This is a genomic window from Pseudomonas triticicola (genome assembly GCF_019145375.1).
GTDB lineage: Bacteria > Pseudomonadota > Gammaproteobacteria > Pseudomonadales > Pseudomonadaceae > Aquipseudomonas > Aquipseudomonas triticicola.
Genome location: NZ_JAHSTX010000001.1, coordinates 488,489 through 502,140 on the forward strand (window position 1 = coordinate 488,489; position 13,652 = coordinate 502,140).

The 13,652-nt window shown below is 60.8% G+C and carries 16 protein-coding genes; 8 read left to right on the plus strand and 8 right to left on the minus strand.

Features of this window, described 5'->3' with window-relative positions:
- Window positions 1-61: 61 nt before the first annotated feature.
- Complete coding sequence (locus KVG85_RS02235; RefSeq protein ID WP_016770874.1) at window positions 62-565, plus strand: universal stress protein; 504 nt, start codon at window positions 62-64, stop codon at window positions 563-565.
- Window positions 566-678: 113 nt separating this feature from the next.
- Window positions 679-1,653: an HTH-type transcriptional regulator CysB gene (cysB, locus tag KVG85_RS02240; RefSeq protein ID WP_007908591.1), complete on the plus strand. Its 975-nt coding sequence runs from the start codon at window positions 679-681 to the stop codon at window positions 1,651-1,653.
- A gap of 9 nt (window positions 1,654-1,662) precedes the next feature.
- On the opposite strand, the gene KVG85_RS02245 is transcribed toward cysB, so the two are convergent.
- Window positions 1,663-2,145 (minus strand): GreA/GreB family elongation factor, encoded by a 483-nt coding sequence (locus KVG85_RS02245; protein WP_071173126.1) that lies wholly within the window; start codon window positions 2,143-2,145, stop codon window positions 1,663-1,665.
- A gap of 2 nt (window positions 2,146-2,147) precedes the next feature.
- The gene (locus KVG85_RS02250) at window positions 2,148-2,564 is read right to left on the minus strand and encodes a hypothetical protein (protein WP_016770871.1); all 417 of its coding nucleotides are present in this window, start codon (window positions 2,562-2,564) and stop codon (window positions 2,148-2,150) included.
- Window positions 2,565-2,689: 125 nt separating this feature from the next.
- Between KVG85_RS02250 and earP the strand changes: the two genes are divergently transcribed.
- Together earP and KVG85_RS02260 are read left to right on the plus strand one after the other, a co-directional pair.
- Complete coding sequence (earP, locus tag KVG85_RS02255; protein ID WP_217862870.1) at window positions 2,690-3,832, plus strand: elongation factor P maturation arginine rhamnosyltransferase EarP; 1,143 nt, start codon at window positions 2,690-2,692, stop codon at window positions 3,830-3,832.
- Window positions 3,833-3,880: 48 nt separating this feature from the next.
- Window positions 3,881-4,450 (plus strand): elongation factor P, encoded by a 570-nt coding sequence (locus tag KVG85_RS02260; protein WP_003226785.1) that lies wholly within the window; start codon window positions 3,881-3,883, stop codon window positions 4,448-4,450.
- Window positions 4,451-4,634: 184 nt separating this feature from the next.
- Here KVG85_RS02260 and KVG85_RS02265 read toward each other — a convergent pair whose 3' ends face one another.
- The 4 genes from KVG85_RS02265 to KVG85_RS02280 form a co-directional block, all read right to left on the minus strand.
- Window positions 4,635-5,645, minus strand: coding sequence for an alpha/beta hydrolase (locus KVG85_RS02265; protein WP_217862871.1), 1,011 nt, complete (start codon window positions 5,643-5,645; stop codon window positions 4,635-4,637).
- 37 nt (window positions 5,646-5,682) lie between these two features.
- The gene (locus tag KVG85_RS02270) at window positions 5,683-6,102 is read right to left on the minus strand and encodes an organic hydroperoxide resistance protein (RefSeq protein ID WP_007940002.1); all 420 of its coding nucleotides are present in this window, start codon (window positions 6,100-6,102) and stop codon (window positions 5,683-5,685) included.
- A gap of 327 nt (window positions 6,103-6,429) precedes the next feature.
- Window positions 6,430-6,885: a MarR family winged helix-turn-helix transcriptional regulator gene (locus KVG85_RS02275; RefSeq protein ID WP_073472431.1), complete on the minus strand. Its 456-nt coding sequence runs from the start codon at window positions 6,883-6,885 to the stop codon at window positions 6,430-6,432.
- 83 nt (window positions 6,886-6,968) lie between these two features.
- The gene (locus tag KVG85_RS02280; protein ID WP_016770867.1) at window positions 6,969-7,925 is read right to left on the minus strand and encodes a LysR family transcriptional regulator; all 957 of its coding nucleotides are present in this window, start codon (window positions 7,923-7,925) and stop codon (window positions 6,969-6,971) included.
- 111 nt (window positions 7,926-8,036) lie between these two features.
- On the opposite strand from KVG85_RS02280, the gene KVG85_RS02285 reads away from it, so the two are divergent.
- Window positions 8,037-8,783 (plus strand): sulfite exporter TauE/SafE family protein, encoded by a 747-nt coding sequence (locus tag KVG85_RS02285; RefSeq protein WP_024013771.1) that lies wholly within the window; start codon window positions 8,037-8,039, stop codon window positions 8,781-8,783.
- Here KVG85_RS02285 and KVG85_RS02290 read toward each other — a convergent pair.
- Entirely contained in the window at window positions 8,773-9,627 is an 855-nt protein-coding gene (locus KVG85_RS02290; RefSeq protein WP_172667885.1) for a LysR substrate-binding domain-containing protein, read from the minus strand. The genes KVG85_RS02285 and KVG85_RS02290 overlap by 11 nt on opposite strands.
- Window positions 9,628-9,724: 97 nt before the next feature.
- On the opposite strand from KVG85_RS02290, the gene KVG85_RS02295 reads away from it, so the two are divergent.
- Window positions 9,725-9,946, plus strand: coding sequence for a DUF1127 domain-containing protein (locus KVG85_RS02295; RefSeq protein WP_024013770.1), 222 nt, complete (start codon window positions 9,725-9,727; stop codon window positions 9,944-9,946).
- Between the two features lie 64 nt (window positions 9,947-10,010).
- On the plus strand, window positions 10,011-11,237 hold the full coding sequence (locus KVG85_RS02300; RefSeq protein ID WP_217862872.1) for a winged helix-turn-helix domain-containing protein: 1,227 nt from the start codon (window positions 10,011-10,013) through the stop codon (window positions 11,235-11,237).
- A gap of 89 nt (window positions 11,238-11,326) precedes the next feature.
- Here KVG85_RS02300 and KVG85_RS02305 read toward each other — a convergent pair whose 3' ends face one another.
- Window positions 11,327-12,673, minus strand: a complete 1,347-nt coding sequence (locus KVG85_RS02305) for a class II 3-deoxy-7-phosphoheptulonate synthase (RefSeq protein WP_038861070.1) — start codon at window positions 12,671-12,673, stop codon at window positions 11,327-11,329.
- 151 nt (window positions 12,674-12,824) lie between these two features.
- Here KVG85_RS02305 and KVG85_RS02310 point away from each other — a divergent pair, with 151 nt between their 5' ends.
- Window positions 12,825-13,580, plus strand: a complete 756-nt coding sequence (locus KVG85_RS02310; protein WP_217862873.1) for a spermidine synthase — start codon at window positions 12,825-12,827, stop codon at window positions 13,578-13,580.
- Window positions 13,581-13,652 lie beyond the last annotated feature (72 nt).

The following is a 13,652-nucleotide window of genomic DNA, read 5'->3' on the forward strand; positions in this document are numbered from 1 at the left end:
CTCGCCAAGGCACTGCTAAGCTGAATCAATCTCCGCCATCGTTGGCTCGCGAGGAGGTCCCATGATTCGCTCAATGCTGTATGCCACCGACCTCGGTCTGTACGCACCGTTCGTGATGCAGCATGCCCTGGCCTTGGCGCGCACCTTCAATGCCGATCTGTATGTAGTACACGCGGTGGAACCCATGGGCCTGTTTGCCGAGTCGGTGCTGCAAAGCTATCTCGACGAACAGGCATTGAACGAATTCCATAGTCAGGGTCTGAAAACAGTCATCGCCAATATCGAACAACGGGTGCTCGACAGCTTTCGTGAAGAACTGGGGGACGACGGCGAACAGGATCTGCAGCGCATTCGCGCGGTGCGCGTGCTGCAGGGCGACCCGTCGCAGGTGATTCTCGACCAGGTGCACAAGCTCTCGGTCGATCTGCTGATCGTCGGCAGTCACAGCCATGGTGTCGGTGCGGAAACACCGTTGGGGCGCACGGCGGCGCGGGTCCTGCAATTGGCCAAGGTGCCGGTCTATCTGGTGCCGCTGATGGAACGCCGGCGGCGTGAGGATCGCTGAAGCAGGAATAATGGCGTTTTGATAAAAAAGTTCTAGATTTATTCTTCGAACCATTAATATAGTTATATACCGTCGCTGATGCCCGTGGCGTCTACCTGCTTTGAGGGATTGATATGAAGCTTCAACAACTGCGCTACATCTGGGAAGTGGCGCACCACGACCTCAACGTTTCCGCTACCGCTCAAAGCCTGTACACCTCGCAACCGGGCATCAGTAAGCAGATCCGCCTGCTGGAAGACGAGCTGGGCGTCGAAGTCTTCGCCCGCAGCGGCAAGCACCTGACCCGCGTCACCCCGGCCGGCGAGCGCATCATCACCACCGCCGGTGAAATCCTGCGCAAGGTTGAAAGCATCAAGCAGATTGCTCAGGAATTCTCCAACGAGAAAAAGGGCACCCTGTCGATCGCCACCACTCACACCCAGGCGCGTTATGCGCTGCCGCCGGTGATCAGCAATTTCATCAAGCAATACCCGGACGTGGCCCTGCACATGCATCAGGGTTCGCCGATGCAGATCGCCGAAATGGCCGCGGACGGCACCGTCGACTTCGCCATTGCCACTGAGGCGCTGGAGTTGTTCGGTGATCTGGTGATGATGCCGTGCTACCGCTGGAACCGTTGCGTAGTCGTGCCGCAGGGTCACCCGCTGACCAAACTGCCGAAGCTGACCCTCGAAGCACTGGCCGAATACCCGATCGTCACTTACGTGTTCGGTTTCACCGGCCGCTCCAAGCTCGACGAAGCCTTCAGCCATCGTGGCCTGACGCCGAAAGTGGTGTTCACCGCTGCTGACGCCGACGTGATCAAAACCTACGTGCGCCTGGGCCTGGGCGTGGGCATCGTCGCGAAAATGGCCGTCGATACCAAACTCGACAACGACCTGGTAGTGCTGGATGCCAGCGAGCTGTTCGAGTCGAGCATCACCAAGATCGGATTCCGTCGTGGCACTTTCCTGCGTGGCTTCATGTGCGACTTCATCGAGAAGTTCGCCCCGCACCTGACCCGCGAAGTCATGGCCAAGGCCATTCAGTGCCACAACAAGCAAGAGCTCGAAGAGCTGTTCGACGGCGTCGAACTGCCCGTTCACTAAGCACCCGCTTCAGAGCACCTCGGTGACAGCAAACTGTTGCCGGGTGCCCGCCACCAGAATCTCCACCTCATCGCCCTCGAACTTGCCCAGCAGGCTTTTGCCCAGCGGCGAGCGCGGGGTGATGACGGTAACCGGCTGACCCACCACGTCGACTTTCAGCCCCGCCGCATCCGGCGCCAGAAACAGCCATTGCTCGCGACCCTTTTCGTCCTCCAGGCCGAGCAGGGCGCCGACTTCAATGCCGCGATTTTCATCGTAGGCACGCAACGTCAGGTTCTGACATAGCGCCAGTGACTGGCGGATTTCCTCAACCCGCTTCGCCTGACCCGCCGCCAGATACGACGCCTCCAGCCCCAGCGTGTCGTACTTGTTTTCGGCGATGTTTTCTTCGTGGGTCGCGGTTTCGTAAGCGGTTTGCGCGGCGCGTTCGGCGATGTCGAGGTCGATGCGCAGCTTGTCGAGAATCAACTGGTGGACGCTGTGTTTGTTCATGATCAATCGCAGAATTGCAAAACGTTGGCGCGGCTCTTTTCGGTCGGCGCGGTCTGGTCCTGCTGCAGCCAGAACTGGCATTTCGGATTGGACGCGTTACGCGAATTGGCGCGCGCCTGATCCAGTCGGGCCTGCTGTTCATTCTTGCGCAGGTTTTCTTCGTACTGTTGGAACAGCGGACTTTGCGGCGGAATGTCCGGCTGAACCTGCACGGGCGCCACAGCCGGCGGACTGACGCGCTGCTGCACCGCTTGCGCGACAGGGGCCAGTTGCTCGGGAAAGATAAAGCGCGAAAGCAGCCAGCAGGTCAGCGCAATCGCCAGGAACCCTAGCCACAGGCCCAGCGCAATGCTGCCGGTCAGATGCAGCGCGCTAAGCTGAACAGGCAAGGGACGACGGGGATTGGGACGGTAGGGCATGGCGGCCTCCTGGCGGATGGTTGCGGGCAAGCGGCGATTGTCGCACGAAGATTAATCGCCGTCGGCTCTTCTGCGCGAGCGCATTTATGCGGACAATCGAGGTTTTTTGCCAACGGGAGAACGGCATGCCTGAAGCGAAACCCCGCTGGGACATTTTTTGCACCGTGGTCGATAACTTCGGTGACATCGGCGTGACCTGGCGCCTGGCCCGGCAGCTGGTGGCCGAGCATGCGTTGCCGGTGCGCCTGTGGGTGGATGATCTGCGCGCGTTCGAGCGCCTCTGTCCTGAGATCGATGTCGACGTTGTGCAGCAATGGCAGCAGGGCGTCGAGGTGCGTCAGTGGCCGAGCGAGTGGCTGCACGCCGAGGCGGCCGACGTAGTCATCGCCGCCTTCGCCTGTCAGTTGCCCACTGATTACATGGACAGCATGGCTGCGCGGGAAACGCCGCCGCTGTGGCTCAACCTCGATTATCTCAGCGCCGAAGACTGGGTCACCGGCTGCCACGGCTTGCCGTCGGTAAAATACAAAACGGTGCAGAAGTTCTTTTTCTTTCCGGGCTTCAAGCCGGGCACCGGCGGCCTGCTGCGCGAATGCGGGCTGCTCGAACAGCGTCGGCAGTTTCAGCAGAATCGGCCGGCCCGGCAACATTTCCTGCAAGGTCTGGGTATTGATCCCGCGCCCGATGCGCAACTGATCTCGCTGTTTGCTTATGAAAATGCCGGGTTGGCCAGTTGGCTGGACGTGCTGGCGGCCGATGCGCGGCCGACTCACCTGCTGGTGCCGGAAGGACGGATTCTCGGCGATGTGGCGCGCTGGCTGGACGTGGAAACCCTGACGGTCGGCGCGATTCATGTGCGCGAGTCACTGACCGTGCAAGTGCTGCCGTTCGTCCGTCAGGATCAGTACGACCATCTGCTTTGGTGCTGCGATTTCAACGCGGTGCGCGGTGAAGATTCATTCGTTCGCGCGCAATGGGCGGGGCGGCCGATGCTCTGGCACATCTACCAGCAGGACGATGACATCCATCTGGACAAGCTCGATGCTTTTCTCGAGCTCTACACTCACGGCCTTTCGCCCGCTGCGGCGCAGGCGATGAACGGTCTGTGGCGAGCGTGGAGCGCCGGGCAACCGATCGGCGAGCACTGGCTGGCGGTGCGAAATCATTGGCCGGAACTCGAGGAGAACGCCGAAGCATGGTGTCTGGAACAGGCCTTGCAGGCGGATCTTGCCACGGCGCTGGTACAGTTTTATGTAAATTGGATATGATACGCGGCCTAGATTTTTGTAAATCCCATCCAAATTCGGATATTCGCAATGAAAACTGGTAAAGAACTCAAACCCGGTACCGTGATCCGTATCGACAACGATCCTTGGCTGGTTCAGAAAGCTGAATTCACCAAGTCGGGCCGTAACAGCGCGATCATGAAGACCAAGCTGAAGAACCTGCTGACCGGTTACAAGACCGAAACCGTTTACGGTGCGGACGACAAACTGGACGACGTGATCCTGGATCGTAAAGAAGCCACCCTGTCGTTCATCAGCGGTGACACCTACACGTTCATGGACACCACTGACTACACCATGTACGAGCTGAACGCCGAAGACATCGAAAGCGTTCTGCCTTTCGTTGAAGAAGGCATGACCGACGTTTGCGAAGCCGTGTTCTTCGAAGAGCGTCTGGTTTCCGTAGAACTGCCGACCACCATCGTGCGTCAGGTTGACTACACCGAAGGCTCCGCTCGCGGTGACACTTCCGGCAAGGTGATGAAGCCTGCCAAACTGAAGAACGGTACCGAGCTGTCGGTTGCCGACTTCATCGAAATCGGCGACATGATCGAGATCGATACCCGCGAAGGCGGTTCCTACAAAGGCCGTGCGAAATAAGCACTGCTTTTTGCGGAAAGAAAAAACCCGACCATTGAGTCGGGTTTTTTTGTGCCTGCGCTTTGAGTTTCACACCTATCCCATGTGGGAGCGAGCCTGCTCGCGAATGCGGTGTGTCATTCAATGAAGCGCTGTCTGACGGGACGCTTTCGCGAGCAGGCTCGCTCCCACAATGGGACGGTGGTTACTTCAAGTGTTGCTTCAGTTCTTCAGACGCCTGCAACATCGCCGAACGCACCGCCGGTACCTGGCTGACCACGTTGAGCAAACCGTAATCGTGGATCATGCCGTTGTAGCGCACCGATGTTACCGCAACCCCGGCCTCATCGAGTTTGCGTGCGTAAGCTTCGCCTTCATCACGCAGCACGTCGGCGCTGGCCGTCTGCACCAGTGCTGGCGGCAGGCCTTTGAGCTGTGCGGTAGTAGCGCGCAGCGGTGAAGCGTAGATCTCGTTGCGTTGTTTGGCGTCGGTGGTGTAGTTGTCCCAGAACCACTTCATCATGTTGCGGGTGAGGAAGTGCCCTTCGGCGTACTGATTGTACGAACCGGTGTCGAAGTTGGCATCGGTCACCGGCCACAGCAGCACCTGGAATTTGATCGCCGGGGTGCCCTTGTCCTTGGCCATCAGCGCAACCACTGCGGCCATGTTGCCGCCGACGCTGTTGCCGGCCACGGCCAGGCGCTTGCCGTCGACATTGATCTCTTTACCGTGTTCCGCCACCCATTTGGTCGCAGCGTAGGCCTGGTTGATCGCCACCGGGTAATGCGCTTCCGGCGAAGGGGTGTAATTGACGAACACCGCCGCCGCCCCCGAACCGACCACCAGATCGCGCACCAGACGTTCGTGAGTCGGGAAGTCCCCCAGCACCCAGCCGCCGCCGTGGAAGAACATGAACACCGGCAGCTCACCCTTGACCCCAGCCGGCCGGACAATGGTCAGGCTCAGCGGTTGACCATCGACCTGCACCGTTTTCTCGCTGACATCGGCTTTGGGTAGCGTCAGTTTGACCCCGGACTGCGCGCCGACCAGCACGGCGCGGGCATCCTTGGGCGACAGCTGCTCGATCGGCTTGCCGCTGCCTGAATTCAGCGCATCGAGGAATGCCTGGGTGTTCTGTTCGACATCACCGGCGAAAGCGCTGTGTACCGAGAGGGCGAGAAGGGTACCGGTCAAGACTTTGCTGAAAGTGTTCATGTTCATTTTTCCTTGTTCGGGCCGGGGGCTTGAGTGATTACACAGTCACGTGCAGACGGACATCGACGTTGCCACGGGTGGCGTTGGAGTACGGGCAGACCTGGTGAGCGGCGTCGACCAGCGACTGCGCGTCGGCTTGTTCCAGACCCGGCAGGCTGATGTGCAAATCGATGTCCAGACCGAAACCGCCAGGGATCTGGCCGATGCCGACATGGGCGGTGATTGACGCGTCGTCAGGAATCTTGCGCTTGGTCTGGCTGGCGACGAATTTCAGTGCGCCGATGAAGCAGGCCGAGTAACCGGCAGCGAACAGTTGCTCAGGGTTGGTCGCCGCACCGCCAGCACCGCCGAGTTCTTTCGGGGTGGCCAGTTTGACGTCGAGTACGTTGTCGCTGGAGATCGCACGACCGTCACGGCCGCCAGTGGAAGTTGCGATTGCGGTGTAGAGAGTTTGCATGGTGTGAGCCTCATTGGTTGTGGTTTTGTGCGCTAATTGTTTGCGCGCTAAGTAGGTGTGAACAGAATGTATAGCGCTAATGTTTAGCGCGCAAGATAAATTTTTAATAAAAATCGCGTTTTGCTCAAGGGCATAGCGTGGAAGGGGCGGGTAAGGCTTGATTTAGAGCGCTTGACGAGGGAATGCAGGCGGGAAAAAATTTTTGTTGGCGCTGAAATCACTGTGGGAGCGAGCCTGCTCGCGAAGGCGGTGGAACATTCAACGACTCGCTGTCTGATCGGACGCTTTCGCGAGCAGGCTCGCTCCCACAGGAGAATGTAGCGGGGCTTAATTCAGGCTGTCTTGCAGATGTCCGCGCAGCGCTTGCAGCTCGGCCTGCAACTTCTGCAGACGTTCCAGGGTGAAGCCACTGGCGCCAAGAATGCACTGCGGCACGGTCTGCGCCTTGTCGCGCAAGGCGCGGCCCGCTGCGGTCAGTTCGACAATCACCACCCGCTCATCTTCGCGACTGCGGGTGCGGCTGAGCAGGCCTTCGGCTTCCAGACGCTTGAGCAATGGCGTCAGCGATCCCGGATCGGTCAGCAGGCGTGCGCTGATTTCTCCGACAGTCAGACCGTCCTTCTCCCACAACACCATCATCGCCAGATACTGCGGATAGGTCAGGCCCAGCGCCTGCAACAGCGGCTTGTAGACCTTGGTCATCATCAGCGAGGTCGAGTGGAGGGCGAAGCACGCCTGATTGTCGAGCAGAAGGTCGTCGCAGTTGTCGCGTTCGCAAGTCATTGTCAAAGCCTTGATCGTTGATCGTTGATCGTTTTTTAATCTAGCGCTCGAATCTTTAAGGCGCCAGATAAATATGTCCGGCGTCAGTGCCGGGCGAATTGCCGTTGCAACGCCAGATCCCACGGCGGCACCGGGCTGAAGCGGGTTTTCAGGTATTCCAGCAACAACCGACTGCGCGAATGGACCTGCTGTTCCATGCGCAGCGCGTAAATACCGGTGGACTCCGGCGGCGGCAGGCCGTTTTCGCAGAACAGTGGCACCAGTTCGCCACGCAGCAAGTATTCGCTGGCCAGCCAGGTCGGCAGGTGTGCGACGCCCAGACCCGCCGCCGCGCCACACGCCAGGGCTTCGGCATTGTTGGCGCTCAGCCGCACGCGCGATGGCCGGTGCAGTTGCATTTGCCCGTCCACTTCGAATTTCCAGGCAAAGGGCGGCGCAAGGCCTTCCCAGTCGAGCCCGTCGTGTTCACTCAACTGCGCCGGATGCTCGGGCACGCCGCGCTGCTTGAGATAGTCAGGGCTGGCGCAGGCGACGCGGACCATGCTCGCCAATGGCGTGGCGACCAGGCGCGAGTCAGCCAATTGGCCGGTACGCAGCACCAGATCGACCTTGCCCAGGCTGCTGCCGGCCATGTCGCTGAAGCTGTCGATCAGGTGCATCTGCACATCCAGTCCCGGATACAGCAGGAGAAAATCGGCAATCACCGGCGCCAGATGCCGCCGCCCGAAGGCTGCTGGCGCATCGATGCGGATCAGGCCTTCCGGTGCGCTGCTCAATGACACCGCTTCGGCACGCGCCAGTTGCAACTCGGCGATGATCCGTCGCGCCCGCTCGGCAAAGGCCAGGCCGGCCGAAGTCGGCAGCACGGCATGGGTGCTACGCACGAACAGCTGACTGCCGACGGCACTTTCCAGGCTATCGATGCGCCGCGCCACGGCGGATGGTGTCAGCGGATGACGGCGCGAAGCGGCAGAAAAGCTGCCACTCTCCAGCACATCGAGAAACAGGCCGAGCTGATCGGTCAATTGGTTGGGATTCATGGAAACCACGGTTGTGCAAAATCGGCATAGCCATTGTGCGTTGCTATGCGTTTCCCCGCTAGGCGTGAGTGCGTAGCATTGGCCGCCTGTCGTTAGAGGATTACCGTTGTGATGGATTTTCTGTTGTACCTGCTGTTCGGCGCCGCCCTGGGCACATTGGGTGGGATCTTTGGCATTGGCGGTGGCTTGATTGCGATTCCGTTGCTTGGCGTGTGGTTTGGGCTTGATCAGCAGATCGCCCAGGGCACGGCGCTGGTGATGGTGGTACCGAACGTGATGCTGGCGCTGTGGCGTTATCACCAGCGCAATCGCATCGAATTGCGCCATGCGCTGCCGCTGGCAGTGATGGGTTTCTGCTTTGCCTGGCTTGGCTCGATCTGGGCGGTGGGCATCGATGCGCAGACCATGCGCATCGGCTTTGTCGCCTTTCTGGTGGCGCTGTCGGCTTACAACCTGTTGAAAATGTTCGGTCCGCGCCCAGCGCCGACTGCCGAGATGCGCCATTCCTGGCCGTGGTTGGGCGTGCTCGGCGCCGCCTCGGGGACCATGGGCGGTCTGTTCGGCGTCGGCGGCGCGGTGGTGGCGACGCCGGTGCTGACCAGCCTGTTCGGCACCAGCCAAGTGGTTGCTCAAGGATTGTCGCTGGCGCTGGCCCTGCCGAGTACCGGCGTGACGCTGGTGACTTATGCGGTACACCACGAAGTCGATTGGACGATCGGCTTGCCTCTGGCCGTCGGCGGTCTGCTCAGCATCAGTTGGGGCGTGAAGGTTGCCCACGCCATGCCGGAAAAACTCCTGCGTGGGCTGTTTTGCGGCTTCCTCGTGCTGTGTGCGGTGATGCTCGCGTTTAAAGTTTGAAGCCCTCGACAATGTGTTCGGCCAGGCACTCGGTGATCGGCGACGGGTTGTTCAGATTGCGGATCAGCATGATGCTCGCCTCGGGCAGCAGCGGCAGGTCTTCGGCGGCGCCAAGGATGCGCATGTCCGGGGTGATCAGACTCTCCAGTTGCGCGGTGATCGCCAGCCCCGCGCTGACTACCGCCATCAGCGCCGACAGGCTGCTGCTGTTGTAGGCGATGCGGTAATCGCGGCCCATCGCGTCCAGCGCATTGCACGCCCACAGGCGGCAGAAACAATCACTGTTGAACATCGCCAAGGGCAGCGGCGTCTGTTCGTGGGCGCTGAAGTTCTGCGCCTCGGCCCAGACAAAGCGCTCCTTGCGCAGCAACTGGCCGATCTCGTTGCCCGGCTCACGGGTGACGATCGACAAGTCCAGATCGGTGCGTTGCAGCAACTGTTTGCTTGACTCGCAATGCACCTCGATCTGGATCAGCGGATAGAACTGCGCGAACCGCGACAGAATCCCCGGCAGAAAACGCATCACGTAATCATCCGGCGTACCGATGCGCACGGTGCCGACCATGTGCGGCTCGCGCAGGGTGTTGAACACCTCACTGTGCAGTTTGAGGATGCGCCGCGCGTAACCGAGCAGCACCTGCCCTTCAGCCGTCAAGCGCACCTGACGGCCATCGCGCTCGAACAGCTGGCGCTGCAACACGTCTTCTTCCAGGCGTTTCATCTGCATGCTCACCGCCGACTGGGTGCGGTTGACCATCTCGCCGGCACGGGTGAAACCGCCCTGATCGGCAATCGCGACAAAGGTGCGCAGGACATCGGTATCGATACTGGGGTAGGCGGACAATTGATGAATCTCCGTGATGCATGCCATCAGAAACATTCGTTGGATTGATCTTAGCGCCGGCGCGAGACTTGAGCCATCCACAAAAGGAGGCAAGGCGATGAAAGGTCAAAGAGAGTATGCAAGCGAAGAACAGCTGTCCGGCCATGGCCATATCGTGTCCGATCTGCTGCACAAATTCAGCCGTTGGTATGAGCTGCATCGTGAACGGGAAATGCTCGCCGGTCTGAGCGATGAGGCGCTGAAGGACATCGGCATCAGCCGCGCCGATGTCGAACACGAAACCGTGCGGCCGTTCTGGGACGACCCGATGCATAAATGATGAGGCTATCGCTACACAAACCCCTTTCAGGTGAGGTAGGTTGCGAGCAGACATGGAGGAATAAATGCCCGCGACAGTGTCCTTTTCCCTCAAACAGGCGCGACGTCTGGCGCTGGCTGCCCAAGGGTTCAACGGGCGCCAGCCGCCGACCGTCAATGCCAGTCATCTCAACCGGCTGATCGTACGGCTGGGCCTGCTGCAAATCGATTCCGTCAATGCCGTGGTGCGCTCGCACTACCTGCCGCTGTTTTCCCGTCTCGGTTCCTATACATCTGACTTGCTCGACCAGGCTGCCTGGAGTTCGGGGCGGCGGCGCACGCTGTTCGAATACTGGGGCCATGAAGCGTCGCTGTTGCCGCTGTCGATGTACCCGTTGCTGGGCTGGCGTATGCAACGCGCCAAGCGTGGCGAAGACATCTATCAGCAATTGGCGAGGTTTGGTCGCGAACAACAGGAAACCATTCGCCGCGTGCTGACTGCGGTTGAGGAGCGGGGCGCGCTGGGTGCCGGCAGTCTGTCGACCCGCGAAGACAAGGCCGGGCCATGGTGGGACTGGAGTGCCGAGAAACATGCGCTGGAATGGTTGTTCGCCGCCGGTGAGGTCACAGTGGCGGGGCGACGCGGTTTCGAGCGCTTGTACGATTTGCCCGAGCGGGTGATTTCTGCTGCGATCCTGCAACAGCCCACGCCGGATGAGGCCGAGGCGCAACGCGGTTTGCTGTTGCATGCGGCGCAAGCATTGGGCGTTGGTACGGAAAAAGACCTGCGTGATTACTTTCGCCTGAGCCCTGCGGATGCTCGGCCGCGTCTGGCTGAGTTGGTTGAAGCTGGTCAATTGCAGATGTGTGAAGTCGCCGACTGGCGGCAGATCGCCTATTGCCTGCCGGAGCCCAAAGTGCCGCGCAAGGTCATTGCCAGTGCGCTGCTGTCGCCGTTCGATTCGCTGATCTGGGAGCGCAGCCGCACCGAGCGTTTGTTCGATTTCCGCTATCGCCTGGAAATCTACACACCGCAGCCCAAGCGGGTTTACGGCTATTACGTGCTGCCGTTTTTGCACAACGAGCGGATCGCCGCGCGGGTTGATCTGCGCGCCGAACGGGCGGCAGGGCAGTTGGCGGTGCATGCGGTGCACGAGGAAGAACCGGGGCTTGACGAGGAGGGCATGCTGGCGCTGGCGCTGAATTTGCGGCGGATGGCGCAGTGGTTGGGGTTGGCGCGGGTGGAGTTGAATTGTCAGCGCGAGAGTGCGTGGCGGTTGAGGGTGGCATTGGCGCGGATTGAGGTTGCCTGAGCCGGCCCTTTCGCGAGCAGGCTCGCTCCCACAGGGAAACGCATTGCAAATGTGGGAGCGAGCCTGCTCGCGAAGGGAGGCGACACGGTCTAGCGCCGAACTTGCTTCAGGGTTTCGGCAATCAAAAACGCCAATTCCAGCGACTGGTCAGCATTCATCCGTGGATCGCAGTGGGTGTGATAACGGTCGGACAAGCCGTCCTCGGTAATCGGTCGGGCGCCGCCGATGCACTCGGTGACGTTCTGTCCGGTCATCTCGATATGAATGCCGCCGGCATAACTGCCTTCCGCTTCGTGCACCTGGAAGAACTGCTTCACCTCGCCAAGGATCTGCGCAAAATCGCGGGTCTTGTAGCCGCTGCTGGCCTTGATGGTGTTGCCGTGCATCGGATCGGAGCTCCACAGCACCTGCTTGCCTTCGCGCTGGACCGCGCGGATCAGTGCCGGCAGATGATCGCCGACCTTGTTCGCACCCATCCGCGCGATCAGGTTCAAGCGGCCCGGATCGTTGTCCGGGTTGAGCACGTCGATCAGGCGGATCAGGTCATCAGGATTCATGCTCGGTCCGACCTTGACGCCGATCGGGTTGTTCACCCCGCGCAGGAACTCGACGTGCGCGCCGTCGAGCTGGCGGGTGCGGTCGCCGATCCACAGCATGTGCGCCGAGCAATCGTAGTAATCGTTGGTCAGGCTGTCGCGGCGGACGAAGGCTTCTTCGTAATTCAGCAGCAACGCTTCGTGGGCTGTGAAGAAACTGGTTTCGCGCAGTTGCGGCGAGCTGTCCATGCCGCAGGCGCGCATGAACGCGAGGGTTTCATCGATGCGGTCGGCGAGGTGGCTGTACTTCTCGGCCAGCGCCGAGTTGGCGATGAAATCCAGGTTCCACTTGTGCACTTGGTGCAGGTCGGCAAAACCGCCCTGGGCGAAAGCGCGCAACAGGTTCAAGGTTGCTGTGGACTGATGATAGGACTGCAGCAAACGCTCCGGATCGGGCACGCGGCTCTTTTCGTCGAAGCCGATGCCGTTGACGATGTCGCCACGGTAGGCCGGCAGGGTTACGCCGCCGATGGTTTCGTCGTTGGCCGAACGCGGTTTGGCGAACTGGCCGGCCATGCGCCCGACCTTGACCACCGGGCAGCCAGCGGCGAAGGTCATGACGATTGCCATTTGCAGCAACACTTTGAAGGTGTCGCGGATCTTCGCGGCGGAGAATTCGGCGAAGCTTTCCGCGCAATCGCCGCCCTGCAACAGAAACGCGCGGCCCTGAGTGACTTCGGCAAACTGCCGGCGCAGCTCGCGCGCTTCGCCGGCGAACACCAGCGGCGGATAGCTGGCCAGGGTTTGCTCGACCTGGCGCAGATGCGCGGCGTCGGGGTATTGCGGTTGTTGCTGGATCGGCAGGGCGCGCCAGCTGTCAGGGCTCCACGGTTGGCTCATCACGGTCTCGAAGTTCGTACGCAGGGAAGCGCCATGTTAGCAGCAATTAGTGCGTGACCTGTTCCCGCCCCATCGCCGACAATCGCCGCTTTGCCACGGCCCCACAGCGGTGCCATCGCGTCACCGCGCCCGGTGACCATCAGGAGACGAAATGACTGAGGAGCGCGTCGAGCATCTGCTCGCCGAAGTACAGGATGAGTTCGGCGTGATTCGCGTGCTGGAAGTGGCCGATTACCGCTTTCTCGAGTTCGGCGATGCGATCGAGCAGAGCTGCGTGTTCACCGCCGACCCGAGCTGGCTGGAGTACGACTACACCCGCGCGATGCTGATCGGCGCGCTGTGCCACGAGCAGCCGGAGAGCGCGCTGTTTCTCGGTTTGGGCGCGGGCACGCTGACCCAGGCATGCCTGAAGTTTCTGCCGCTGGAAGACGTCGAAGCCATCGAACTGCGCCCGGACGTGCCGCGCCTGGCCATTGAATACCTCGGCCTGGATGACGATCCGCGTTTGTACATCCGCGTCGGCGATGCGCTGGAATTGCTGCCGACTGCCGAGCCGGCGGATCTGATTTTCGTCGACCTCTATACCGATGTCGGTCCCGGTGTCGGGCATCTGGCCTGGAGTTTTCTCGGCGATTGTCAGAAGCGCCTGAATCCGGGCGGCTGGCTGGTGATCAACCAGTGGGCCACCGACGATGGCAAACCGCTGGGCGCGGCGTTGTTGCGCGGGCTCTATCACCGGCATTACTGGGAATTGCCGGTGAAGGAGGGCAACGTGATTCTGATTGTCCCGGCGGATCTCGATCAGGCGCTGGACATGCAGGCGCTGAACCAACGGGCCGAAGCGCTGGCGCCGCAGCTGGGTTATTCGTTGCAGTCGTTGATCAACGCGATTCGCCCGGCGACCTGAGCCGGCAGTACCGCCCCCTTCGCGAGCAGGCTCGCTCCCACATTTGAAATGCGTTCGACCTGTGGGAGCGAG

Bases quoted from the DNA above. Each gene is read 5' to 3' on its own strand.
- KVG85_RS02235 (WP_016770874.1), top strand. From the start codon at position 62: ATGATTCGCTCAATGCTGTATGCCACCGACCTCGGTCTGTACGCACCG.
- KVG85_RS02250 (WP_016770871.1), bottom strand. From the start codon at position 2,564: ATGCCCTACCGTCCCAATCCCCGTCGTCCCTTGCCTGTTCAGCTTAGC.
- KVG85_RS02270 (WP_007940002.1), bottom strand. From the start codon at position 6,102: ATGCAAACTCTCTACACCGCAATCGCAACTTCCACTGGCGGCCGTGAC.
- KVG85_RS02295 (WP_024013770.1), top strand. From the start codon at position 9,725: ATGAAAGGTCAAAGAGAGTATGCAAGCGAAGAACAGCTGTCCGGCCAT.
- cysB (WP_007908591.1), top strand. From the start codon at position 679: ATGAAGCTTCAACAACTGCGCTACATCTGGGAAGTGGCGCACCACGAC.
- KVG85_RS02310 (WP_217862873.1), top strand. From the start codon at position 12,825: ATGACTGAGGAGCGCGTCGAGCATCTGCTCGCCGAAGTACAGGATGAG.
- KVG85_RS02275 (WP_073472431.1), bottom strand. From the start codon at position 6,885: ATGACTTGCGAACGCGACAACTGCGACGACCTTCTGCTCGACAATCAG.
- earP (WP_217862870.1), top strand. From the start codon at position 2,690: ATGCCTGAAGCGAAACCCCGCTGGGACATTTTTTGCACCGTGGTCGAT.
- KVG85_RS02305 (WP_038861070.1), bottom strand. From the start codon at position 12,673: ATGAGCCAACCGTGGAGCCCTGACAGCTGGCGCGCCCTGCCGATCCAG.
- KVG85_RS02280 (WP_016770867.1), bottom strand. From the start codon at position 7,925: ATGAATCCCAACCAATTGACCGATCAGCTCGGCCTGTTTCTCGATGTG.
- KVG85_RS02300 (WP_217862872.1), top strand. From the start codon at position 10,011: ATGCCCGCGACAGTGTCCTTTTCCCTCAAACAGGCGCGACGTCTGGCG.
- KVG85_RS02245 (WP_071173126.1), bottom strand. From the start codon at position 2,145: ATGAACAAACACAGCGTCCACCAGTTGATTCTCGACAAGCTGCGCATC.
- KVG85_RS02260 (WP_003226785.1), top strand. From the start codon at position 3,881: ATGAAAACTGGTAAAGAACTCAAACCCGGTACCGTGATCCGTATCGAC.
- KVG85_RS02265 (WP_217862871.1), bottom strand. From the start codon at position 5,645: ATGAACACTTTCAGCAAAGTCTTGACCGGTACCCTTCTCGCCCTCTCG.
- KVG85_RS02285 (WP_024013771.1), top strand. From the start codon at position 8,037: ATGGATTTTCTGTTGTACCTGCTGTTCGGCGCCGCCCTGGGCACATTG.